Genomic DNA, 16,380 nt, shown 5'->3' on the forward strand with positions numbered 1-16,380 from the left:
CGTCTCTCCCGTGCTGATGTTCTGATTCAATGCGCGAACAATTCGATTCAGGTTTCCGGCCCAAGTCCCTGGGCCGGAATCGCTTTACTAGACGGCGAGATAGCCGCCATCGACCGGCAGGATCGCGCCGGTGACGAACTGGGCCGCGTCCGAGAGCAGGAAGGCGATGGCGCCACCGACATCGCCGGGCTTGCCCCAGCGGCCCATCGGCGTGCGGGCGAGGATCGGCGCCGAGCGCTCGGCATCCTCGACCAGCGGCCGGGTCAATTCTGTCTCGATCCAGCCCGGCGCGACCGCATTGACGCGGATGCCCTCCGGTGCCCAGGCGGCGCCGAGCGACTTGGTGAGCTGGCCGATGCCACCCTTCGAGGCCGCATAGCCCGGCGCGAAGGGCGAGCCGTGGAAGGTCAGCATCGAGGCGATGTTGACGATGGCGCCGCCGGTCTTGTCGGCGCCCTTGGCGGCGAGCTTGTCCTTGGCGGCAAGGCACATCCGCATCGTGCCGTTGAGATTGACCTCGATCGTCAGGCGGAAGGCGTCGATCTCGAATTCCTTGCCGCCGCGCTGGATCATGCCGGCGCAGTTCACCAGCGCGTCGAGGCGCGGGCAGGTCGCCACGATGGCCGCGACCTCGGCGTCGCGGGTCACGTCGAGCCGGGCATGGCGGATGGCGGGATGGGCCGGCGCCGCTGACACCTCCTCCTCGGTCAGGCCGGTGGCGAGGACGTCATAGCCGGCCTGCGCCAGGGCGAGGGCGGCGCCGGCGCCGATGCCGCGCGTGCCGCCGGTGACGAGAGCGAATTTGGTCGAAGTCGGGTATGTCATGCGGCGAGGCTAGAGCGGCCCGCGTTCAGGGGGAAGGCAGGATGATGCACGCCGCCATGAAGCGCCGGTCTGCCTCACGATCGGCGAGCCCTCATCCTGAGGAGCCTGGGCGCAAAGGTCGCGCGTGTCTCCAAGCGGTTGAATCTGGACCTCCCCCAAAAAAGCGCGTCATCCCGGACGGAGCGCAGCGTAGATCCGGGATCCATGTCTGAACCTCTGCCGGAAACGCTCCGGCATGGATCCCGGGTCTTCCTGCGGTCGCCCGGGATGACCCGCACTTCTTGGGGCCAGTTATCCAATCAATCCCACTTGTACTTCAGGGAGAGCATGGCCCGGCCGCGTGTCTCGAAATCGCTGGCGACGAGCGGTACCTTGCGCGCCAGCGTCAGGTCGAAGGAGGTCTGCCAGGGCAGGTCGGCGAGCTTGGCGAGATCGACCGAAAGCTTCATCTCCGGCGTCATCGCCGTGTGGATGCCGTCGCCCGGCGCGAAGACGTAGGTCCCGCCCATCGTGAGCTGGGAGGTCAGGGTGAGGTGCGGGAACAGCTCCTGCCGATAGCCGATCAGCGCCTCGCCGATCTGCTCGGGATTGCCGTAGAGCGCGCTGCCGCCGCCGGTGGCGAGGCCCCAGATGAAGCCCTTGCCCGCGCCCGCCGGCTGGGCGAGGCGCCAGCGCAGCTCCGCGTTCCGGGTGGCGCCGATGCTCGCCGGATCGGAAAGCGTGGTCGAGAGCGAGAAGATGTCCCGCCCGAGCTTGAACCCGACCGAGCGGTCCTGCGTCGCGCTCGCCATGCTCTGGCGGGCTGCGAAACCCTTGCGGATGATGTCGACCGGGATCGGCGCCCGCGCCCGCAGATGCGCGCCCGATGCCGCGGCGGCGCGGCCGAGCGCGGCGAGACCGGGATCGAAGACGATCGCATCGGGCTCGCTCGCCGCCAGTGCTGCCGTTTCGCCCGCATCGGGGTCGATCAGAGCGCCGCGCGGGATCGGCAGCGGTATCGCAGGCTGCTCCTCGGCCGAGATCGGCGCGGCGGCGAGGGCGAAGCCGGGCGTTGCGGCGAGGATGAACATGGCCGTGGCGAGGCCGGGCCGGCAATCGGGAATGAAACGGAACACGTCGTTCGTCCTGTCGCTATGACGAGCGGCAGACCAGGCTAGGCCGGGAAGGTGCCGATTTTGCGGCGGTGCAACATGATCGGCGTGTCAGATTGCCCGAAAGCCGCGCTTCCCCCGCCGCCCCGAACCCGCTAGGAAGCCTCCCAGCCGTGAACCGTGGCCGAAAGCCGCCGTTTCGGATCGTTCTATCTGGAGAGAACAGGGGTCATCGCATGAGCAAGATCAAGGTCGCCAACCCGGTCGTCGACATGGACGGCGACGAGATGACCCGGATCATCTGGCAGAAGATCAAGGACACCCTGATCTTCCCGTATCTGGATCTCGAGCTCGACTACTACGACCTCTCGGTCGAGAACCGCGACGCGACCAACGACCAGGTCACCATCGACGCCGCCAACGCCACCAAGAAGCATGGCGTCGCCGTCAAATGCGCGACCATCACGCCGGACGAGGGCCGCGTGAAGGAGTTCAACCTCAAGGAAATGTGGAAGTCGCCGAACGGCACGATCCGCAACATCCTCGGCGGCGTGATCTTCCGCGAGCCGATCATCTGCAAGAACGTGCCGCGCCTCGTCCCGGGCTGGACCCAGCCGATCGTCATCGGCCGCCATGCCTTCGGCGACCAGTATCGCGCCACCGACTTCAAGTTCCCCGGCAAGGGCACGCTCTCGATCAAGTTCGTCGGCGAGGACGGCAATGTCATCGAGAAGGAGGTCTTCAAGGCCCCCGAGGCCGGCGTCGCCATGGCGATGTACAATCTCGACGACTCGATCCGCGACTTCGCCCGCGCCTCGCTGAACTACGGCCTGATGCGGAAGTACCCGGTCTATCTCTCGACCAAGAACACCATCCTCAAGACCTATGACGGCCGCTTCAAGGACATCTTCCAGGAGATCTACGAGAAGGAGTTCAAGGCCAAGTTCGACGAGCTCGGCATCACCTACGAGCACCGCCTGATCGACGACATGGTCGCTTCGGCGATGAAGTGGTCGGGCGGCTATGTCTGGGCCTGCAAGAACTACGACGGCGACGTGCAGTCCGACACCGTGGCGCAGGGCTTCGGCTCGCTCGGCCTGATGACCTCGGTGCTGATGACGCCGGACGGCAAGACCGTCGAGGCCGAGGCCGCGCACGGCACGGTGACCCGCCACTATCGCGAGCACCAGAAGGGCAAGGAGACCTCGACGAACTCGATCGCCTCGATCTTCGCCTGGACCCGCGGTCTCGCCCACCGCGCCAAGCTCGACGGCAATGCCGAGCTCGCCAAGTTCGCCGCGCTGCTGGAGAAGGTCACGGTCGATACCGTCGAGGCCGGCGACATGACCAAGGACCTCGCCCTGCTGGTCGGCGCCGAGCAGAAGTGGCTCTCGACCACCGGCTTCCTCGAGAAGGTCAGCGAGAACATGCGCAAGGCGATGGCCGCCTGATCTCAGGCGCTCGCTTGCGTGAAACAAGGAGCCCGGCCGCAAGGCCGGGCTTTTTTCATGCGCTGCACCGCCTGTGGCAATCAGGCCTTCTGCGCCACGATATAGGGGCGCCAGTCCTTGCCCTTCGTCGCATGCTTCTCGATCGCCAGAAGCCGAAAGCCTGCCGCGGCCACGCGCTCGTTCAACTCCGCCTCGTCGAAGACGGCTGCAAAGGGCGCCAGCCGAAGCGCGCGCATCACGGGAAGGGCAGCGTATCCGATCAGTGGATTCATGTCGCCGATACAGGGTGTCTTCGAGATGAACAGCCCGCCCTCCGCCAGCAAGCTGCGGATGTGTTCCAGCGTGCCGGGCAGATCTCGCACCAGATGCAGGTAGCTGAAGCCCAGAACGACATCGAAAGGCGCATCGGGCGTGAGCGTTTCCGCCGTGGCGACGCCGAAGCTCAATCCCGGGATCGCTTCGGTCGCCAGCTTCTGCTCGGCAATTGCGATCATGCCGGTCGAGATGTCCGTCGCCAGATAGCCTTGGACGCCCTCGGCCAGCCTGAGCGCCGTCGACCCGGTGCCGCAGCCGAGCTCCAGCACCTTGTCTTGCGGTTTCAGGAGCTCCCGCGTCCGCTCCAGCGTACGCTCATAACCAGCGGCATCCGAAATGGTGCTGCGCGCATATCGGCTGGACGTCCTGTCCCAGAAGCGGGCATCGCCTGCGCTGCTCATCTCTCGGCTCTCCCTCAAGCAAGGCCTATATAGGGGGCGAAGATTGCGGGCGTTTTACGCGAAACGGCCCGCCGGAGGCGGCTCATTCCACCTTCACCGCGCGTCGCGCCAGAATCCGGGGCTCCGCCAGCGGCGCGTGCAGCACGTAGCGCAATTCATAGACGCCCGGCTGGTCCGGTGCCTCCAGCACCGCCTCGACATTCTCGGCCGGGAAGAAGCGCGGGCCCTCCGTATCGGCCGGTGCGTCGGGCTTCACCAGCATGACGCGGTCCTGCTCGCCATTGGGGCCGATGCCGCGCACCGGCAGGCCCTGGCCACGGCCGACGCGCTCCGGCGCGGCGAGCGTCGCACTCGGCTCCGTCGTGACGAGGGGCTGGCGCAAGAGGATCACCGGCGCGCCGTCCTTCTCGACCGTCAGGCGCAGTTCGTAGGTGCCGACCACGCCCGGCGTCGGCAGGGCGGGCACCGTGTGCTTCGGCTCGACGACGACGATCGCCCTGCTCGCCGGATCGTCCGGGCGGGCGATGGCGAGCCGGGCGCCCTGCGGCGCGTTGCTCAGGAAGACGCCGAGCGGCGCGCCGGCGACGATGGTCCGGGCCGCGGAGAGGGCGGGGGCGTTGCTGCGCCGTTGCGACGGTTTCGTCTGCGCGGCGGCCGTCACGGGAAGCAGGGCGGCGAATCCGATCAGGGAACGGCGTTTCACGTTCATCCTCTCGCCAGCGCCCGGATGCGCTCCGCGAGCTGGGGGTGGCGCGTGGTGAGAGCCCGAAAATCGACGGGGTCGAGCACCAGCAGCTTGGAAGGAGCCGTCGCCACCGCCGCCTGCGGGCAGGGCGAGTGGCTCGCGATGGCGATATCATCGAGCTGGAGTTCGCCGAAAAAATGACCTTCGTCGAGCCGGTCGCGGCTGTCGGCATGCGCGACCTCGACCTCGCCGCTGGCGATGAAATAGAGCGCCCGGCCGGGCTCGCCCTGATGCATGATGACGGCGCCGCTGCGCACCGTCTGGGCGCGCAGGAACTGCATCACCGCCGCAATCTCGCTGGCATCGAGCCCGCCGAACAGCGGCACGCGCGCGATCATGCTCCAGGTCACCACGAATTCACGCCGGTGGATTTCCTGCGCGAAGGCGGTGGCGACGATGCCGACCGGCAGGGCGAGCATGATCAGGCCGAGCACGGCGGTGACGGCAGCAACGGCCTTGCCGGCCGCGGTGACCGGATAGGCATCGCCATAGCCGACCGTGGTCAGGGTGATGATCGCCCACCACATCGCATCGGGGATCGTGCCGAACTTGTCGGGCTGGGCCTCATGCTCGACGAGATGCATGGCGCTCGCCGCGACCAGCATCACGCCCATCAGGATGACGAAGCAGGCGACGAGCGCCTTGCGCTCGGACGCCAGCGCCGCCGCCAGCGACGCCATGCCGGGCGAGTAGCGCCCCAGCTTGAAGAAGCGCAGCAGGCGCAGCAGCAGCAGGATCCTGATCTCGCTGAAGCCGAACAAACCTGCGGCCAGCGGCAGGATCGCGAGCAGATCGATGATGGCCGGGAAGGAGGCGAGATAGGCGAACCGGGCGCGCGTCGCGCTCATGCCGCGATAGCGGGCGTTCTCGGGTGCGATCCAGATGCGGACGACGTATTCGAGGGTGAAGAGCGCGAGCGAGATGCGCTCCAGCAGGTCGAAGCCGGGGCCGAAGCGGGCGGCCAGCTCCGGAACGGATTCCAGCACGATCGCCAGTACGTTGGCGCAGATCAGAACGACCAGCGCCCGGTGGATCACGGTGGCGACGAGATCGTCGCCGGCACCGTGATCGAACCACAGGTGAACCTGCCGCCGCCAGCCCTGTCCAGGCGTGGCGGAGGCCATGCTCGCCTCAGCCCATCGCCGCGGCGACGGCATCGAGCGCGGCTTGCGCCTTGCTGCCGTCCGGCCCGCCGGCCTGGGCCATGTCGCGACGGCCGCCGCCGCCCTTGCCGCCGAGCTGCTCGGAAGCGGCGCGGACCAGCGCGACCGCGTCGAAGCGCTCGGTCAGGTCGGGCGTGACGCCGACGACGACGCCGGCCTTGCCGTCCTCGGCGACGCCGACGATGGCCACGACGCCGGAACCGACGCGGGCCTTCGCCTCGTCGGCGAGGCTCTTCAGGTCCTTCATCTCGATGCCGGTGACGGCGCGGGCCAAGAGCTTGGCGCCGGCGATCTCCTGGATCGGCTCCTCGGCCGCGCCGCCGCCGCCCATGGCGAGCTTCTTGCGGGCCTCGGTCAGTTCGCGATCGAGCTTGCGGCGCTCCTCGATCAGCGCGGCGAGACGGTTGCCGGCCTCGTTGGCGGGAACCTTGAGCAGGCTGGCGAGACCGTCGAGCAGGCGCGATTCCTCATTGAGGCGCAGGCGGGCGCCATTGCCGGTCATGGCTTCGAGGCGGCGCACGCCGGCCGCCACCGCGCCTTCGCCGACGATGCTGACGAGGCCGATATCGCCGGTGCGTGAGGCATGGGTACCGCCGCAGAGCTCGACCGAATAGGCGCGGCCGGCCGGGTTCGTTCCCATCGCGACGACGCGGACTTCGTCACCGTATTTCTCGCCGAAGAGGGCGCGCGCCCCGGAGGCGATCGCCTCATCGACGCTCATCAGGCGGGTCGTGACCGGCTCGTTCTGGAGGACGATCGCATTAGCGATTTCCTCGACCTCGCGCAGTTCCTCGGCGCTGATGGGCTTGGGATGCGAGAAGTCGAAGCGCAGGCGATCGGCCGAGACCAGCGAGCCCTTCTGCGCGACATGGTCGCCGAGCACGAGGCGCAGCGCCTCGTGCAGCAGGTGCGTCGCCGAATGGTTGGCGCGGATCGCGGTGCGGCGCTCGTGATCGACAACGAGCTCGACGGCGGCGCCGAGCTTCAGTTCGCCTTCCTTGACGGTCACGCTATGGGCGAAGACATCGCCGAGCTTCTTCTGGACGTCGCTGATCTCGACCACCGTGCCCGGCGCCTTGACGAGCCCGGCATCGCCGACCTGGCCGCCGGACTCGCCGTAGAACGGGGTCTGGTTGACCAGCATGAAACCGCTCTCGCCGGCCTTCAGCGACGGGACCTCGGCATTGTCGCGGATCAGCGCGGTGACGACGCCCTCGGCGGTCTCGGTGTCGTAGCCGAGGAACTCGGTCGCGCCGACCTTGTCGCGCAGCGGGAACCAGAGCGTTTCGGTCGCAGCCTCGCCGGAACCCGACCAGGCGGCGCGCGCCTTGGCCTTCTGCTGCTGCATGGCGGCATCGAAACCCTCGGTATCGACGGTGATCTCGCGGGCGCGCAGTGCGTCCTGCGTCAGGTCGAGCGGGAAGCCGTAGGTGTCGTAGAGCGTGAAGGCGACGTCGCCCTTGAGGCTCTGGCCGGCGGTCAGATCCTTCGAGGCGTCGTCGAGCAGGGTGAGGCCGCGCGCCAGCGTGGTGCGGAAACGGGTTTCCTCCAGCTTCAGCGTCTCGGTAATCAGGGGCTCGGCGCGGAGCAGTTCGGGATAGGCACGGCCCATCTCGCGGGTCAGCGCCGGCACGAGCTTGTAGAGCAGCGGCTCCTTGGCGCCGAGCAACTGCGCATGGCGCATGCCGCGGCGCATGATCCGGCGCAGCACATAGCCGCGGCCCTCGTTCGAGGGCAGCACGCCATCGGCGATCAGGAAGGCGGAGCAGCGCAGATGATCGGCGATGACGCGATGGCTCGCCTTCATCGGACCGTCCGGATCGACCGAGGTCAGGTCGGCGATGGCCGTGATCAGGGCGCGGAACAGGTCGATATTATAGTTGTCATGCGTGCCCTGGAGCACGGCCGCGATGCGCTCCAGCCCCATGCCGGTATCGATCGAGGGGCGGGGCAGGTCCGTGCGGATGCCGCCGGCCGCCTCCTCGTATTGCATGAACACAAGGTTCCAGATCTCGATGAAGCGGTCGCCGTCCTGCTCGGCGGAGCCGGGCGGGCCGCCCCAGATATGGTCGCCATGGTCGTAGAAGATCTCGGAGCAGGGGCCGCAGGGGCCGGTATCGCCCATGCGCCAGAAATTATCCGAGGTCGGGATACGGATGATCCTGTCGTCGGTCAGGCCGGCGATCTTCTTCCAGAGCGCATGCGCCTCGTCGTCCTCGGAATAGACGGTGACCGTCAGCTTGTCCTTGGGTAGGCCGAATTCGCGCGTGACCAGGGTCCAGGCGTGATGGATCGCCTGTTCCTTGAAATAATCGCCGAAGGAGAAGTTCCCCAGCATCTCGAAGAAGGTGTGGTGGCGGGCGGTGTATCCGACATTGTCGAGATCGTTGTGCTTGCCGCCGGCGCGCACGCATTTCTGGGCGGTGGTGGCGCGCGAATAGGGGCGCTTCTCCTGGCCGGTGAAGACGTTCTTGAACTGCACCATGCCCGAATTGGCGAACATCAGCGTCGGGTCGTTGCGCGGCACGAGCGGGCTCGACGGCACGATCTCGTGGCCCTGGGACTTGAAGTAGTCGAGGAAGGTCGACCGGATATCGTTGACGCCGCTCATCGCTCTTTTGCGCTTCTCAACTCGGGCAGAAGCCGGGCGCACCCGGCAGGAAGGTCCGGTTCTAGTCAGGCGGCTCGCGCCTGTCCAGAAAGCTCGATGCGCTGCACTGGTCCAAGGCCTTACCGGCAAACGAAAAGGGCGGCCCGGAGGCCGCCCGTTGCATTGGAACGTCATTCTCGGGCGGAGCGAAGCGCAGACCCGAAAACCTCTTTCAGGATAGGTCGCCTCATTCGGCCCGAGATGCTCGGGTCAAGCCCGAGCATGACGGCGTTCGATGTCTCAGGCCTCGCCTTCGTCGAGATCGTCTGCGGTCGGCGCTGCCTCGTCGAGGATGCGGTCGGCGACGAGGCCGGAATTCTGCCGGATCGTGGCCTCGATCTTGGCGGCGACGTCCGGGTTGGCCTTGAGGAAGCTTTTGGCGTTCTCGCGACCCTGGCCGAGGCGCTGGCTGTCGAAGGAGAACCAGGCGCCGGCCTTCTCGACCATGCCGGCCTTGACGCCGAGATCGATCAGCTCGCCGACTTTGGAGATGCCCTCGCCGAACATGATGTCGAACTCGACCTGCTTGAAGGGCGGCGCGACCTTGTTCTTGACGACCTTGACGCGGACCTGGTTGCCGGTCGCCTCGTCGCGCTCCTTCAGCGTCGAGACGCGGCGGATGTCGAGGCGCACGGAAGCGTAGAACTTGAGCGCGTTGCCGCCGGTGGTCGTCTCCGGCGAACCGTACATCACGCCGATCTTCATGCGAATCTGGTTGATGAAGATGACCATGCAGTTCGAGCGCGAGATCGAGGCGGTGAGCTTGCGCAGGGCCTGGCTCATCAGGCGGGCCTGGAGGCCCGGCTGGACATCGCCCATCTCGCCCTCGATCTCGGCACGGGGCGTCAGCGCCGCGACCGAGTCGACCACGAGCACGTCGATCGCGCCGGAGCGGACGAGCGTATCGGTGATCTCCAGCGCCTGCTCGCCGGTATCGGGCTGCGAGATCAGGAGGTCGTCGAGATTGACGCCGAGCTTGCGGGCATAGACCGGGTCGAGCGCATGCTCGGCATCGACGAAGGCGCAGACCCCGCCCTTCTTCTGGGCCTCGGCGATGGTGTGCAGGGCGAGCGTGGTCTTGCCCGAGGATTCCGGCCCGTAAATCTCGACGATGCGGCCCTTGGGCAGGCCGCCGACGCCGAGCGCGATGTCGAGGCCGAGCGAACCGGTCGAGATCGTCTCGATCTCGATCGCCTGCGGGTTCTTGCCCAGCCGCATGATCGAGCCCTTGCCGAAGGCGCGTTCGATCTGGGAGAGCGCCGCATCGAGCGCCTTGGCCTTGTCCATCGAGGAGCCTTCCACGAGTTTGAGATTCGCCTGATTCACGTTTCGGGCTCCTTATGGCAGGGCGAGGGGGACATCTCAATGCGTCTTGACATGAGAATGGTCACGCTTTGTTCCTGCTATCAAGTTCTTTTTTTGTTCTCAGTGTCAGTTTCTGTCAGGAGATGTGTCAGGAGCTGTCACGGGAGGCATGGGCGCCGGTCGCTTCAGCCCTCATCCTGAGGAACAAGCCGGAGGCTTGCGTCTCGAAGGATGTTCCAGATGTTCCGGGAGCCTCCTGAAACATCCTTCGAGACGCCGCTACGCGGCTCCTCAGGATGAGGGCTGAGAGAGGCTGGAACGGGCCCTCAGCCCATCGCCGCCTTCACGGTCTCGACGAGCTGCTTCATCGTGAAGGGCTTGGGCAGGAAGTGGAATTCCTCGCCTTCCGGCAGGTTCTTGCGGAAGGCCTCTTCGGCATAGCCGGAGACGAAGACGACCTTGGTGTTCGGGTTGCGCTTGCGCAATTCGCCGAGCAGCGTCGGGCCGTCCATTTCCGGCATCACCACGTCGGAGACGACGAGATCGATCTGGCCGTCGTTCTGCAGGAACGTATCCAGCGCCTCGACGCCGGAGGCAGCCTCGTGGACGGTGTAGCCGCGCGAGACCAGCATACGGGCGTTGAGGGCGCGGACCGCATCCTCGTCCTCGACCAGCAGGATGACGCCGGCGCCGGTATGGTCGGCAGCGAGCTTCTTCGGCGCTTCCCTGGCGGCGGCTTCCGCGGCGATCTCCTCCTGGCTCGGGACATGGCGGGGCAGGAAGATCTGGAAGGCCGTGCCCTTGCCGATGGTCGAGTCGACGAAGACATAGCCGCCGGTCTGCTTGACGATGCCGTAGACCATGGAGAGGCCGAGACCGGTGCCCTTGCCGACCTCCTTGGTGGTGAAGAAGGGCTCGAAGATCTTGTCGAGATGCTCCTGCGGGATGCCGGTGCCGGTATCCTCGACCTCCAGCAGCACGTAATCGTCGGTCGGCAGGGCCTCGTGGCCGAAAGAGGCGCAGTCCTCGCGGGCGACGTTGCGGGTGCGCACCGCAAGCCTGCCGCCGTCCGGCATGGCGTCGCGGGCGTTGACGGCGAGGTTGACGATGACCTGTTCGAGCTGGCCGAGATCGGCCTTGACCGGCCAGAGGTCGCGGCCCTGGCGGACGTCGAGCGTGACCTTGTCGGCGACGACGCGCTTCAGCATCAGCGAGAGGTCGGAGAGCACCTCGCCCAGCTCCAGCACCTGCGGGCGCAGGGTCTGGCGGCGCGAGAAGGCAAGAAGCTGCCGCACCAGCGCCGCGGCGCGGTAGGCGTTCTGCTTGATCTGCATGATGTCCGGGAAGGACGGGTCGGTGGGCCGATGACTCGCCAGCAGGAACTCGGAGGCGTTGATGATGACCTGCAGCACGTTGTTGAAGTCGTGCGCGATGCCGCCGGCGAGCTGGCCGACCGCCTGCATCTTGCCGGCCTGATCCATGTTGTCGCGCAGTTTGCGCTCGGCCGTCGTCTCCAGCGCGTAGACGATGGCGCGCTCGCCGTCGCCGCCCTCGGTGCCGGCGACGGGGGTAAGGTACAGCTTGGCCGAGCGGCCGTCCTCGCCGGCGAGCGCGAGATCGAGCGGGGCGCCGCCCGAACGCCCGGCGACCACCTCGGCCAGCGCAGCGTCGAGGCCCGCACCGGAGGCGACGAGATCGTGGATGGTGCGGGGGCGCAGGCCTGCCGGGATCAGGCGGGCGAAGGCGGCGTTCGAGTGCAGGATCGCGCCGGTCTCGTCGACGGTCGCGATCGCCATCGGCGTCGAATGGAAGAAGCGGGCGAAGCGGACCTCGGCATCGCTGCCGCCATCGGCGCCGGCCTCGCCCGCGGTGCGGTTGAGGACGAGGGTGCGCGAGGGGCCGGCGCGGCCGTCCTGGCCGAAGGCGACCTGATGATGCAGGCGCACGGGGAGGGGCGCGCCGTTGCGGCGCTTCAGGTCGACATCGAGCACCTCGACGCGGACATCGCCGGGCTGGCCGCGGATCGCCTGGATCAGGGCGGCGGCGGAAGGGGTGCAGACATCGTCGAGATGCAGGCCGCCGGAGCCGAAGCGGGCGAGGTCGAAGTCGAGCCAGCCGGAGAGAGTGGCGTTGAGATAGGAAATCTCGCCGTCGGCGTCGATCGAGATGAAGCCGGCCGGCGCGTGGTCGAGATAGTCGATCGCGTGCTGGAGTTCCTGGAAGGCGTTCTCCTGGCGCTCGCGCTCCGGCGTGATGTCGGAGACCGACCAGAGCGTCGCCGTCGTGGCCTCGCGGCGGACGGGGGAAACGCGGACGCGATACCAGCCGACCTCGCCGCGCCCGTTCAGCGCGGGCTCGAGACGCACCTCCTCGACGAGGCGGCGATGCTCGCGGGCGGCGGTGGCGAGCCGGTAGATCGCCTCGGAGACGTCGGCGCGCCCGGTCAGCAGGCGGCCGACCGGCTTCAGGTCGTTGGCGCCGGTCGCCCCGGCGAGCGCCAGATAGGCCTCGTTGGCATAGACGACCTCGTTCTCGCTCTCGGTCACGACGATGCCGTCATCGGCGCGGTCGACGATCGCCTTGGTCAGGTCGTTGCGGGAGGCGCGCCCGGCAAACTGCACGAGCCCGATGGCGAAGGCGAAGAGGCCGAAGACGCCGACGACCGAGAGCAGGGCGAGCAGGCCGAGGATGAGCGGCTGCGCCCATTCATTGGCGAGGAAGCCGAGCGCGATCGCCGCGCCGACGAGCAGGGCCGCGACGAACAGGATGATCCCGATATGGCCGGGCTTGTCCGAGCGATCGATCGTATTGGTCGCCGTGCTTCCGCTCATTGCGGTGGAGTCCGTTCCCTTGCGGCCGCGCGGAAACCGGGCGGCCAAACTTCCTTCGCATCCCTGCCGAGTTAGGCGCGGCGGCCCTTCAGGCGCAAGACGTATCCGATGACTTCGGCGACAGCCTGATAGTGTTCGACAGGAATTTCTTCGTCGATGTCGACCGTGGCGTAGAGCGCGCGCGCCAGAGGCGGGTTCTCGACGATCGGCACGCGGTGCTCGCCGGCGACTTCGCGGATCTTGAGCGCCATCGCGTCGACGCCCTTGGCGAGGCAGAGCGGCGCCGCCATGCCGGGCTCGTATTGCAGCGCGACGGCGAAGTGGGTCGGGTTGGTGATGATCACGGTCGCCTTGGGCACAGCCGCCATCATGCGCTTGCGGACGCGCTGGGCGCGGATCTGGCGCAGTTTCGCCTTGACCTCCGGATTACCTTCCGAGTTCTTGAACTCGTCCTTCATCTCCTGCTTGGTCATCTTCTGGCGCTGGTACCAGGAGAAGCGCTGCCAGCCGAAATCGCCGATGGCGATGATGGCGAAGAGGGCGAGCACCGCGCCCATGAGCTGGATCGCGAGCGAGAGCGTTGCCGGCATCAGCGCCTCGACGCCCATCTGGGCGAAGCCTTCGAGCCGGTCGTGCTGGCCCCAGAGCGTGTACCAGACGACGATGCCGATCAGCATGGTCTTGGCCAGGCCCTTGGCGAAATTGACCCAGGCCTCCTTGCCGAAGAGGCGCTTGGCCCCCGCCATCGGCGAGATGCGGTTGAATTTCGGCGTCAGCGGCTCGAAGGTCCAGAGCGGCTTGTGCTGGAGCATCGCGCCGGCCAGCCCCGCGCAGAGGATGAAGGCGAAGGGAAGGCCCAGCGCCATGAAGCCGGTGAGCACGCCGCGCTGCGTGATCTGCATGAAAGAGGCGCCGTCGGACGGGACCTGATGCGCGTTCATCAGGAAGGAGCGCAGCGACAGCATCGCCTCGCGCGCCGACCAGCCGGCGGCGACCAGCAGGGAAAGCGTGAAGCCGCAGAGCACGAAGAAGGTCCCGATCTCCTGCGATCTGGGGACGTCGCCTTTCTCCGTGGCTTCGTCCAGCTTTCGCTGGGTCGGGTCTTCTGTTCTGTCTTCGTTTTCGGCTTCCTCGGACATCGCGACCTCAACCGGTGAACTGGCGGAGGAAGGCGCCGAGGTCGGCGATGAAGACGCTCATCATAACGCCGAGCACGACGAGCAGGACGAGCATGCCGCCCATGATCGAAGCGGGAACGGCGAGGAAGAAGACCTGCAATTGCGGCATCATCCGCGCGAGCACGCCGAGGCCGAGATTGAACAGCAGGCCGAAGACGAGGAAGGGCGCGGAGATCTGGATGGCCAATGCGAAGCCGCGCGCCGCCGAGCGGATGGCGAGCGCCATCGTGTCGGTCATGTCGACCGCCCCGCCCGGCGGCAGCAGGCGATAGCTTTCATGGATCGCGGCGATGGCGATGTGGTGCAGGTCCGTGGTCAGGATCAGCGTGATGCCGAGCATCGTCAGGAAGTTGCCGATCGAGGGGTTCTGCATGCCGCCGGTCGGGTCGACCGTCATGGCGAAGCCGAGCCCCATGGTCTGGGCGACCAGCGTGCCGGCGGTCTGGAGGCAGGCCATCACCAGCCGGGCGCAGAGCCCGATGACGAGGCCGACCAGCAATTCGCCGATCAGCAGCGCGACCACGCCCGAGACGTCGCCGGGCACGCGCAGCGTGGGCCGGGCGACCGGCACGATCATCAGGGCGATGAAGAAGGCCAGAGACAGCCGCGCCCGCGAGAAGATGAAGCGCTCGCCGATGCCGGGCATGAGCATGACGAGCGTGCCGACCCGCGCGAAGACGAGCACGAAAATGGCGCTGATCTCGGGCAGGATCGCGATCTGCATCGTGCCGCGGGCACCTTTGCGCCAAGGTCGGTGCCGCGGAGCCGCGCCGGCGAAGGCCGGCTGCAGGCGCGACGGGCTCATCCGCCCGTGGCGATTCGGGCGGCGACTCGTCCCATATAACCCGCCAGCGCGTCTCCCATGAACGGGAGAAACAGCAGCAGCGCGGCGAAGACGGCGACGATCTTCGGCACGAAGACCAGAGTCTGCTCCTGGATCTGGGTCAGCGCCTGGATCAGCGAGACGATGAGGCCGACCGCGAGCGCGATCACCATCAGCGGGCCGCCGACCTTGAGGAAGACGACGATGCCGTCGCGGGCGATGTCGAGAATGGCTCCGGAAGTCATTGCGTTCGTCCTGCTCGTACTATCGTTTATCGAGCCCTCATCCTGAGGAGCGGGCGAAGCCCGCGTCTCGAAGGATGATCCAGCGCGCTCTGGAACATCCTTCGAGACGCCGCTTACGCGGCTCCTCAGGATGAGGGCTGCGGATGGGGATCAGACCGGCATCCGCATGATTTCCTCGTAGGCCGCGATGACGCGGTCGCGCACTGCGACCAGCGTCTCGATCGCGGCCTCGCTCTCGGCCACCGCCGTCACGACATTGACGATGTCGGCCCGCCCGCCGGCGACGCTCGCGGTCTGGGCATCGGCCTTGCGCCCGGCATCCGCCGTCGCGTCGAGCGCCTTGCCGAGCAGCGCCGAGAAATCCGGCCCGCCCGTTTCCGCGCCGCCCGTGCCGAGCGGCTTGCGCATGAGATTGCCGGCACCCATCCCCTGGATGGAGGCGTAGGCGCCCGCGGCGAAACCCGGAGTGGCCATGGCGATTCAGTCCCCTTCTGGAGCCGCGCTCAGGCGCGCAGGATGTCGATGGTGCGCTGGATCATCCGGCGCGTCGAAGAGATCAGGTTGAGATTGGCTTCGTAGCTGCGCTGGGCCTCGCGCATGTCGACCATCTCGACCAGCGAATTGACGTTCGGCATCTGGACGTTGCCGTTGGCGTCGGCCGCCGGATTGCCGGGCTCATGCTTGGTCTTGAAGGCGCTCGGATCGCGCTGGACCTTGCCGAGCGCGACGAGCTGGGCGTCGAGCGTGCGGTCCACATGGCGCTGGAAGGTCGGGACCTTGCGGCGATAGGGCTCGGCGCCGGCGCGCTCGGGGCCGGAATCGGCATTGGCGATGTTCTCGGAGATGATGCGCATGCGCCCGGACTGGCTGCGCAGGCCGGAGGCGGCGATGGCGATACTCTTGATCAGGTCCATGATCAGCGGCCCATCCTTTAGCGCCCCTTGCCGATCGCGATCTTCATCAGGCCGAGCCCCTTGCTGTAGAGCGAGGCGGCGAGCTGATAGTCGGACTGGTTCTGCGCGACCTTGAGCATCTCGTCCTCGAGATTGACGGCGTTGCCGTTCGGCGTGGTCTCGAATCGCGGGGCGCCGGTGCCGTCGAAGCCGCCATTGGCGGTGTTCAGGCTCATATGGCCGGCGCTGGTGCGGGCGACGGCCACGCCGGCGCGGGCCGGATCGAGACTCGGCGGCTTCAGGTCGACCGGACGGAAGCCGGGGCTGTCGGCATTGGCGACGTTCTCGGCGAGGACCTTCTGGCGCGACTGCTGGTAGTGCATGCGCGTCTTCAGCGCCTGCATCAGGCCGCCGCCGACGCTGAATCCGTCGTTCGCCATGGCTCCAGCTCCCCGTTTGCGTAG

Annotated in this window: 15 protein-coding genes; 1 reads left to right on the forward strand and 14 read right to left on the reverse strand. The window is 67.3% G+C overall.

Annotated elements, in window-relative coordinates:
* Nucleotides 1-87: 87 nt before the first annotated feature.
* Nucleotides 88-825, reverse strand: coding sequence for an SDR family NAD(P)-dependent oxidoreductase (locus tag OCUBac02_RS10255; protein WP_173045396.1), 738 nt, complete (start codon nucleotides 823-825; stop codon nucleotides 88-90).
* A gap of 299 nt (nucleotides 826-1,124) precedes the next feature.
* Nucleotides 1,125-1,940: a hypothetical protein gene (locus OCUBac02_RS10260; RefSeq protein WP_173045398.1), complete on the reverse strand. Its 816-nt coding sequence runs from the start codon at nucleotides 1,938-1,940 to the stop codon at nucleotides 1,125-1,127.
* A 212-nt stretch (nucleotides 1,941-2,152) separates the two neighbouring features.
* Here OCUBac02_RS10260 and OCUBac02_RS10265 point away from each other — a divergent pair, with 212 nt between their 5' ends.
* Nucleotides 2,153-3,367, forward strand: coding sequence for an NADP-dependent isocitrate dehydrogenase (locus tag OCUBac02_RS10265; protein WP_173045400.1), 1,215 nt, complete (start codon nucleotides 2,153-2,155; stop codon nucleotides 3,365-3,367).
* A gap of 80 nt (nucleotides 3,368-3,447) precedes the next feature.
* On the opposite strand, the gene OCUBac02_RS10270 is transcribed toward OCUBac02_RS10265, so the two are convergent.
* The 12 genes from OCUBac02_RS10270 to flgB form a co-directional block, all read right to left on the reverse strand.
* Nucleotides 3,448-4,083 (reverse strand): class I SAM-dependent methyltransferase, encoded by a 636-nt coding sequence (locus OCUBac02_RS10270; RefSeq protein ID WP_173045402.1) that lies wholly within the window; start codon nucleotides 4,081-4,083, stop codon nucleotides 3,448-3,450.
* 82 nt (nucleotides 4,084-4,165) lie between these two features.
* Nucleotides 4,166-4,786: a hypothetical protein gene (locus OCUBac02_RS10275; protein WP_173045404.1), complete on the reverse strand. Its 621-nt coding sequence runs from the start codon at nucleotides 4,784-4,786 to the stop codon at nucleotides 4,166-4,168.
* A gap of 2 nt (nucleotides 4,787-4,788) precedes the next feature.
* Nucleotides 4,789-5,952, reverse strand: a complete 1,164-nt coding sequence (locus OCUBac02_RS10280) for a cyclic nucleotide-gated ion channel (protein WP_052232447.1) — start codon at nucleotides 5,950-5,952, stop codon at nucleotides 4,789-4,791.
* 7 nt (nucleotides 5,953-5,959) lie between these two features.
* Entirely contained in the window at nucleotides 5,960-8,602 is a 2,643-nt protein-coding gene (gene alaS, locus OCUBac02_RS10285) for an alanine--tRNA ligase (protein WP_173045406.1), read from the reverse strand.
* 279 nt (nucleotides 8,603-8,881) lie between these two features.
* Nucleotides 8,882-9,967, reverse strand: a complete 1,086-nt coding sequence (gene recA / locus OCUBac02_RS10290) for a recombinase RecA (protein WP_047578775.1) — start codon at nucleotides 9,965-9,967, stop codon at nucleotides 8,882-8,884.
* Nucleotides 9,968-10,272: 305 nt separating this feature from the next.
* Nucleotides 10,273-12,777: a cell cycle histidine kinase CckA gene (gene cckA, locus OCUBac02_RS10295; protein ID WP_173045408.1), complete on the reverse strand. Its 2,505-nt coding sequence runs from the start codon at nucleotides 12,775-12,777 to the stop codon at nucleotides 10,273-10,275.
* Between the two features lie 71 nt (nucleotides 12,778-12,848).
* The gene (flhB, locus tag OCUBac02_RS10300) at nucleotides 12,849-13,916 is read right to left on the reverse strand and encodes a flagellar biosynthesis protein FlhB (protein ID WP_047578232.1); all 1,068 of its coding nucleotides are present in this window, start codon (nucleotides 13,914-13,916) and stop codon (nucleotides 12,849-12,851) included.
* Nucleotides 13,917-13,923: 7 nt separating this feature from the next.
* Complete coding sequence (gene fliR, locus OCUBac02_RS10305) at nucleotides 13,924-14,679, reverse strand: flagellar biosynthetic protein FliR (protein WP_047578237.1); 756 nt, start codon at nucleotides 14,677-14,679, stop codon at nucleotides 13,924-13,926.
* Nucleotides 14,680-14,756: 77 nt separating this feature from the next.
* Entirely contained in the window at nucleotides 14,757-15,023 is a 267-nt protein-coding gene (fliQ, locus tag OCUBac02_RS10310; protein WP_047578234.1) for a flagellar biosynthesis protein FliQ, read from the reverse strand.
* A gap of 150 nt (nucleotides 15,024-15,173) precedes the next feature.
* The gene (gene fliE, locus OCUBac02_RS10315; protein ID WP_047578239.1) at nucleotides 15,174-15,497 is read right to left on the reverse strand and encodes a flagellar hook-basal body complex protein FliE; all 324 of its coding nucleotides are present in this window, start codon (nucleotides 15,495-15,497) and stop codon (nucleotides 15,174-15,176) included.
* 29 nt (nucleotides 15,498-15,526) lie between these two features.
* The gene (flgC, locus tag OCUBac02_RS10320; protein ID WP_047578241.1) at nucleotides 15,527-15,937 is read right to left on the reverse strand and encodes a flagellar basal body rod protein FlgC; all 411 of its coding nucleotides are present in this window, start codon (nucleotides 15,935-15,937) and stop codon (nucleotides 15,527-15,529) included.
* 17 nt (nucleotides 15,938-15,954) lie between these two features.
* The gene (gene flgB, locus OCUBac02_RS10325) at nucleotides 15,955-16,356 is read right to left on the reverse strand and encodes a flagellar basal body rod protein FlgB (RefSeq protein WP_047578244.1); all 402 of its coding nucleotides are present in this window, start codon (nucleotides 16,354-16,356) and stop codon (nucleotides 15,955-15,957) included.
* Nucleotides 16,357-16,380 lie beyond the last annotated feature (24 nt).

This window comes from Bosea sp. ANAM02 (assembly GCF_011764485.1).
Taxonomy (GTDB): Bacteria; Pseudomonadota; Alphaproteobacteria; order Rhizobiales; family Beijerinckiaceae; genus Allobosea.

Bases quoted from the DNA above. Each gene is read 5' to 3' on its own strand.
- OCUBac02_RS10255 (WP_173045396.1), bottom strand. From the start codon at position 825: ATGACATACCCGACTTCGACCAAATTCGCTCTCGTCACCGGCGGCACG.
- OCUBac02_RS10265 (WP_173045400.1), top strand. From the start codon at position 2,153: ATGAGCAAGATCAAGGTCGCCAACCCGGTCGTCGACATGGACGGCGAC.
- OCUBac02_RS10270 (WP_173045402.1), bottom strand. From the start codon at position 4,083: ATGAGCAGCGCAGGCGATGCCCGCTTCTGGGACAGGACGTCCAGCCGA.
- OCUBac02_RS10280 (WP_052232447.1), bottom strand. From the start codon at position 5,952: ATGGCCTCCGCCACGCCTGGACAGGGCTGGCGGCGGCAGGTTCACCTG.
- alaS (WP_173045406.1), bottom strand. From the start codon at position 8,602: ATGAGCGGCGTCAACGATATCCGGTCGACCTTCCTCGACTACTTCAAG.
- cckA (WP_173045408.1), bottom strand. From the start codon at position 12,777: ATGAGCGGAAGCACGGCGACCAATACGATCGATCGCTCGGACAAGCCC.
- flhB (WP_047578232.1), bottom strand. From the start codon at position 13,916: ATGTCCGAGGAAGCCGAAAACGAAGACAGAACAGAAGACCCGACCCAG.
- fliR (WP_047578237.1), bottom strand. From the start codon at position 14,679: ATGCAGATCGCGATCCTGCCCGAGATCAGCGCCATTTTCGTGCTCGTC.
- fliQ (WP_047578234.1), bottom strand. From the start codon at position 15,023: ATGACTTCCGGAGCCATTCTCGACATCGCCCGCGACGGCATCGTCGTC.
- fliE (WP_047578239.1), bottom strand. From the start codon at position 15,497: ATGGCCACTCCGGGTTTCGCCGCGGGCGCCTACGCCTCCATCCAGGGG.
- flgC (WP_047578241.1), bottom strand. From the start codon at position 15,937: ATGGACCTGATCAAGAGTATCGCCATCGCCGCCTCCGGCCTGCGCAGC.
- flgB (WP_047578244.1), bottom strand. From the start codon at position 16,356: ATGGCGAACGACGGATTCAGCGTCGGCGGCGGCCTGATGCAGGCGCTG.